The sequence below is a fragment of the Clostridium sp. 2218st1_F5_2218SCRN_220325 genome (genome assembly GCF_039062665.1).
Taxonomy (GTDB): domain Bacteria; phylum Bacillota; class Clostridia; order Peptostreptococcales; family Peptostreptococcaceae; genus Intestinibacter.
This window is the reverse complement of the sequence record NZ_JBCLNH010000038.1, coordinates 1-5,300: the sequence shown is the minus strand read 5'-3', so window position 1 is coordinate 5,300 and position 5,300 is coordinate 1. Positions and strand designations below refer to the sequence as shown.

Annotated in this window: 3 protein-coding genes; 2 read left to right on the top strand and 1 reads right to left on the bottom strand. The window is 29.1% G+C overall.

Translation table 11 applies throughout. The features are described 5' to 3' along the window. Nucleotides 1-266: 266 nt before the first annotated feature. Nucleotides 267-1,451, bottom strand: a complete 1,185-nt coding sequence (locus ABCM86_RS13905; protein WP_343004194.1) for a pyridoxal phosphate-dependent aminotransferase — start codon at nucleotides 1,449-1,451, stop codon at nucleotides 267-269. A 374-nt stretch (nucleotides 1,452-1,825) separates the two neighbouring features. On the opposite strand from ABCM86_RS13905, the gene ABCM86_RS13900 reads away from it, so the two are divergent. Both ABCM86_RS13900 and nrdG read left to right on the top strand, forming a co-directional pair. Continuing rightward, nucleotides 1,826-4,186 (top strand): anaerobic ribonucleoside triphosphate reductase, encoded by a 2,361-nt coding sequence (locus tag ABCM86_RS13900; RefSeq protein ID WP_295764115.1) that lies wholly within the window; start codon nucleotides 1,826-1,828, stop codon nucleotides 4,184-4,186. A 14-nt stretch (nucleotides 4,187-4,200) separates the two neighbouring features. Beyond that, the gene (gene nrdG / locus ABCM86_RS13895; protein WP_195931709.1) at nucleotides 4,201-4,743 is read left to right on the top strand and encodes an anaerobic ribonucleoside-triphosphate reductase activating protein; all 543 of its coding nucleotides are present in this window, start codon (nucleotides 4,201-4,203) and stop codon (nucleotides 4,741-4,743) included. Nucleotides 4,744-5,300 lie beyond the last annotated feature (557 nt).

Sequence of the window (5,300 nt, the reverse complement as noted above, 5' to 3'; positions counted from 1 at the left end):
GTTAAGCTCCTGAGCGCTGATGGTACTTGGTGGGCAACCGCCTGGGAGAGTAAGACGTAGCCACGTAATCTTTTTTTGTTGTTTTAAAAGAGATTATACTCACATGAAGCTAACATAAAAATTAAAATACTACTTTAATATACAACAAAATATTAAGGAGAAGTTATCTAATAAATAAGATTAATCTTCTTACATAAAAAAACCATTCTTTTAACACTATAAAATATATAGTATAAAAGGATGGTTTTTATTTATATCATTAAAATTTATGCCATTATTTCCTGCACAAACTTATCTAATCTATCTAGAGCTTCCATAAAGACTTCTTCGCTACAAGCAAAAGATATACGAACATACTCATCTATGCCAAAAGCTATACCTGGAACAATTGCAACTTTATATTTTTCTAAAAATTTATCGCAAAAATCAGATGATAAACTTTCTTTATATTCAAATTTTCCTTTTAGTTTTGATATATCTATAAACACATAGAATGCACCTTGTGGATAAATATATTCTAAGTTTTGTATTTTATTAAGTCTACCTGTTACTAAATCGCGTCTTTTTCTATAAGCTTCAACCATATTGTCGATATCTTCTTTACAATATTTTAAAGCACCATAACCAATATATTGAGCTGCTAAGCAAGGATGTGATACTAAATGACCTTGTATAGCACTTATATTTTTAGCAAGCTCTCTTGGAACTGCTAAATAGCCCAATCTAGTACCTGTTAAAGCGGCTGATTTGGCAAATCCATTCACTGTTATAGTAATATCTCTTATTTCATCATTTAATGATGCAACAGAAACAAATTCCCCACTAAAGCATATTCTTTCATAAATTTCATCAGCTAATATATATACATTGTGTTTTAAACAAACGTTACATATATCAAGTAACTCTTCTTTTGTATAAATAGCTCCTGTAGGATTACATGGATTATTTAATATAAGCATTTTTGTTTTATCTGTTATATATTTTTCTAAAATTTCTCCAGTTAATTTAAAATCATTAGCTTTATCAGTTTCTATAGCAACTGGGACAGCATTTACTAACTTAGTCATTTCAGAATAACTAACCCAATAAGGTTTCACTAATAAAACTTCATCTCCTGGATCAGTAACAGCCATTAATGTATTTGTTATCGCCATTTTAGCACCACTAGTAACAACTATTTCGTCTGGAGCATAGTGACAATTATTTTCTTCTAATAATTTTTTGCTTATTTCTTCTCTTAATATAGTTAATCCAGGGACTAAATCATATTTAGTGATATTATCATTTAGAGATTTTATACCACATTCTTTAGCCTTTTCTGGAACATTAAAATCTGGTTCCCCAACGCTCAGATTCAATACATCTATACCTTGTGATTTCATTTCTTTTACTTTAGAGCTTATCCCAACTGTGCGTGATGGTGTTATAACATCAAGTCTTTTTGATAGCATATAATTTATTACCTCCCTAATTTTATGTCAAAATATGTATATTATATATATATTAAATATAATATATTAAATTGGGACAAATTTACAGAATAAAAATAAAACTATATGTAAAATGTGCAAAGATTTTTAAAAAATTTTGAACTTTTTTTGTAAGCATTACAATTACTAAGCTTTAGAAAATATATTACAGGAAAAAGTTATATAATAGACGAATTGTTATTGACGAGAATATGGAAATTCGCTATCCTTAAAGTAAATACAAAATATTTAGAACCCCTTTAAATTAAGGGGAATTTTTTTAAATAAAAATACTATATATAGTATAAAGTGTAAAAATAAACCACAATATATTGTAGTTTGAGGGGGAACGGGAATTGATAGAATATATAAGAAAAAGAGATGGGAGAAAGGTCATTTTTGATAAGGATTGTATAACAAAAGCTATATTTTCAGCAGCAAGTGAAGTGGCAGAAAAGGAGCATACACAGCCAAACTATGAAATCGCAGAAGGTTTATCTGCGCAAGTAGTTAATTTGTTAAATAAAAAATTTGTTGATGAAATACCTACTGTTGAGGATATACAAGATACGGTAGTAAAGGTACTTATTGAAACAGGCCATGCAAAGACTAGTGAGGCATTTATTCTTTATAGGAATGAAAGAAGTAGAATAAGGAATTCAAGATCTAGATTGATGAAGGCTATAGAAAAAATAACATTTGAAGATGCTAGTAATGCAAATATTAAAAGAGAAAATGCAAATATAGATGGTAATACTGCTATGGGGACTATGCTCCAATATGGTAGTACTGTGTCTAAGGAGTTTTGCAAAACTTTTGTTATCAAACCAGAGCATGCTCAAGCACACGACACAGGGGAAATACACATACACGATATGGACTTTTTAAATATGGGGACTTTAACATGCTGCCAAATAGACCTAGATAAATTATTTGAAGGTGGATTTTCTACTGGTCATGGATTTTTAAGAGAGCCAAATAGCATAATGAGTTATGGCGCATTAGCAGCAATTGCAATCCAAAGCAATCAAAATGATCAGCATGGGGGACAAAGTATACCATTTTTTGATTATAATTTGGCTAAAGGTGTATACAAGACTTTTAGAAAGTTATATATAGCTAATTTAAATAAGGGATTAAAATTATTAAAGGGTATAGATGATAAAAGAGCAGTAAAAGACATTGTGTATGATACTGAAAAGAGTTCAAATAAAAAAGTAGGCTTAGAAAAAAATCCAGATTACCTATACATTGAAAAAGAAAAATTAATAGAAACATTTAATATAGAAGAACCTTTAGCAGTATCAATCCAAAACTTTGCATATGATGAGGCGTATAAGGAGACAGATAGACAAACATATCAGTCTATGGAAGGATTTATTCATAATTTAAATACAATGCATTCAAGAGCAGGTGCACAAGTGCCATTTTCAAGTATAAACTTTGGTACAGATACATCACCAGAAGGAAGAATGGTAAGTAAAAACTTATTATTATCATTAGAAAAAGGATTAGGTAATGGAGAAACTGCGATATTCCCTATATTAATATTTAAAGTTAAAGAAGGGGTTAATTTAAATCCAGAAGACCCTAATTATGATTTATTCAAATTATCGTGTAGAGTTTCTGCAAAAAGATTATTTCCTAACTTTAGTTTCTTAGATGCTCCATTTAATTTAAAAACGTATATACCAGGTAAACCAGAAACTGAAACAACATATATGGGTTGTAGAACTAGAGTAATGGGCAATGTTTGTGGTGAAGAGGTTGCAAGTGGTAGAGGGAACCTATCATTTACTACTATTAACTTACCTAGATTAGGAATTAAGTATGGAATAGTAAATGGACGAACAAAAAAAGATTTAGATGGCTTTTTTAATGAATTAGATGAAAAGATAGATTTAGTAATAGATCAACTTCTTGAAAGAATGGAGATTCAAGGAAATAAGAGAGTGAAGAACTTTCCGTTTTTAATGGGGCAAGGAATATGGAGAGGATCAGATAACCTTTCTCCAGAAGATACACTAAAAGAAGTAATAAAACAAGGTACATTAACAGTAGGATTTATAGGATTAGCAGAATGTTTAATAGCTTTAACAGGAAAACATCATGGTGAAAGTGAAGATGCACAAGAATTAGGCTTAAAAATAGTTTCACACATGAGAAAAAGAATAGATGAGGCGACAGAGAAATATAAATTAAACTTCTCACTTATAGCAACTCCTGCAGAGGGGCTTTCAGGACGTTTCACAGAAATAGATAAGAAGATATATGGGGAAATAACAGGAATAACAGATAAAGAATATTATACTAATTCGTTCCATGTGCCTGTATACTATAATATATCAGCTTTTAACAAGATAAAAATAGAGGCACCATACCATGAATTAACTAATGGTGGTCATATAACTTATGTTGAGCTAGATGGCGATACTTCAAACAATTTACAAGCTTTTGAAACAATTATTAGAAGTATGAAAGAAATGGGCATAGGATATGGTAGCGTAAATCATCCAGTAGATAGAGATCCTGTATGCGGATTTTCAGGTGTGATACCTGGTACTGTGTGCCCTGTTTGTGGACGTAATGAAGAAGAAAGTGATATAAAATTCGAAAGAATAAGAAGGATAACAGGTTATTTAGTAGGGACAGTAGATCGATTTAATGATGCTAAAAAAGCAGAAGTAAGAGACAGAGTAAAACATACCAGAATTTAAAAGGGGGGAGCAAAATGAAACTAAGAATAGCATCTCCTGTAATATGTGACAGTATAGTTGATGGACCTGGACTTAGAATGGTAATATGGACACAAGGTTGTAAACATAACTGTAAAGGATGTCACAATCCACAAACTCATAGTTTAACAAAAGGGTATGAAGTAGACACAAAAGAAATAATCAATAAAATGGCATCTTTAAAATTACAACAGGGAATAACCCTTTCAGGAGGAGAGCCGTTTTTACAGCCTGCACCATTAGTTGAAATTGCAAAAGAAGCAAAAAATATGAATTTAGATGTTTGGAGTTACACAGGATTTAAATTTGAAGAACTAATAGATAGAAAAAATCCGCTTTATTTTGAAAATGTGGAATTATTAAAATATATAGATGTACTTGTAGATGGAAGATTTGAACTTGATAAAAGAGACATAAGTTTACTCTTTAGGGGTTCATCCAATCAACGAATAATAGACGTAAAGAAAAGTTTGAAATACAAAACAGCAGTATTAAAATTTGAATATATGCAAGAAAAACAATTATATACAGCTAAATAATATTTATAGTAAAAACTTCTCTTGATTAAATATTAGGAGAGGTTTTATTTTTTTATAAATATATTAATCATTTTATTATAAATTAAACTCATATTATTTAGAAAATTAGTTATAATATATATAGTTTTTAATATATTTTTAAAAATATTTGACGATTTTTTTGTAACATAACATAAAATATTTCATAAAAATATATTTGTGACTAAGAATTTTTTATAAATATATATAATTTTTTTGATAAAATAAATATTATTTTATACGTGCGAAAACGTTGAAATATAAAGGTTTTGTTTTATTGATGAAAAATAAAATAAAAAAAACTAAAAAAAAATGAAAAAAAGTATTGACCGATATAAATTAAGATGGTATAGTAATACTTGTCCTTGAGACAAGGGCAAAACAACTTGAAAGAAGTTGAAAAAAACTTTGAAAAAAGTTGTTGACAAAGAAAAAGAGCTTTGATACAATAAAGAAGCTTGATTAAGAACTTTGAAAATTAAACAGTAGGTTAATTATAAACTTTAATTCACACGAATTAAAACCAACAAACAAACCAA

Coding starts and splice junctions, on each gene's coding strand:
- nrdG (WP_195931709.1), top strand. CDS start 4,201: ATGAAACTAAGAATAGCATCTCCTGTAATATGTGACAGTATAGTTGAT.
- ABCM86_RS13905 (WP_343004194.1), bottom strand. CDS start 1,451: ATGCTATCAAAAAGACTTGATGTTATAACACCATCACGCACAGTTGGG.